We start from the raw sequence: 1,093 nt of genomic DNA, 5'->3' as shown, positions 1-1,093 counted from the left end.
CGCATCCGATTGCATCGTCGGACTTGCAAGCAATCCGCCCCGCGCGATCACGGCGCGCACCGGGCCTTTCAAACCCTTCTTCGGAAACTCGCGCAGCGCCATCCTGACCGAAAGCCACCATAGTGCCGAGCAAATCCGCGCCGGTGTCGACGAAGCCTACCGCCAGGGTTTCCCGGTGCCTGAGGCTCTCGCGGACTTCGCGACGCTTCGTTCCGAAATGTCGGCCTGCGCCCGCGAATACCGTCTGACCAGCGACGAAATTCTCGCGCTGGTCGAAGCCTGCGAAGCACGCTCCACAGAATTCTGGAACACGCTCGGCCAGGCCGGGGCCGATTCCAGCGCGGCGCCTATCCTTCGGGCCGCAATCACGAACCTATCCGCCGCACGCCGCAAGCTACTCGACCGGCCCCTTTAACGCTCTCAGCATCGGCCGCGCTAGACGCGATGATGGGCCATCCCGAAGCGCTGAAAGACAGTGAGCTCCCAAGCCAACCATATAAACAGCACGAATGTGACAAGGAACACGACGGCAGCCTCAGGTGTCAAAACCAGCAGCAAGCCTGCAACAGCAGGCATACTGAGCGCTGTGACATGAGCATCAGCCAGTGCTCATATCATAGTTGATCTTGCAATATTCCTCGCCATCAGGATGTTCGTACCAGTCGAACCAAAAATTGCCTGACGCAAGCGCCTGCTTTCGATCTTCGAGCTGCTCGATCTGCCGAAGCGTAACTTCCTCGTCACGCTTTCGTCCCAACCAGGGCGCCAGCGACAGGACGACCCAGGGCCCAGCGATACAGAGCGCCATCAACAACGCCGTCGGTATCGCCAACCCCAGCATTGCCCCGTAGTGCGCGCCGACCGGATTGCTCGAAAAGTACACAAGGCTGCCAACACCGCCAAGCGCCAGCACCCCGGCGAGGAGCGGAGCGATCAGAAAGCCCGGTCTCCACGCCCGGCGCGCACGCACTTCGACAAGAGCCTGCTGCAACCGCAGCGCTTCGCTCTCGTGGCGAAGCTCTTCCCAATGGATGGCGTTTTCCTCGGCTTCCTCCTGAGTTGCCAGAGCTTCTCCCTCTTCATCGATCGCAGA

1 protein-coding gene and 1 pseudogene are annotated in these 1,093 nt (G+C 61.0%); one reads left to right on the top strand and one right to left on the bottom strand.

From position 1 onward, the window contains the following. On the top strand, window positions 1-415 hold a 415-nt coding region (locus tag C0456_RS20780), incomplete at its 5' end, for a hypothetical protein (protein ID WP_291056684.1). 183 nt (window positions 416-598) lie between these two features. On the opposite strand, the pseudogene C0456_RS20775 reads toward C0456_RS20780, so the two are convergent. Next, window positions 599-1,093: pseudogene (locus tag C0456_RS20775) on the bottom strand (hypothetical protein); the annotation flags it as partial.

Source organism: Hyphomonas sp., assembly GCF_013823385.1.
Taxonomy (GTDB): domain Bacteria; phylum Pseudomonadota; class Alphaproteobacteria; order Caulobacterales; family Hyphomonadaceae; genus Hyphomonas.
The sequence above is the reverse complement of the archived record's forward strand: the minus strand, read 5'-3'. Positions and strand labels throughout refer to the sequence as shown.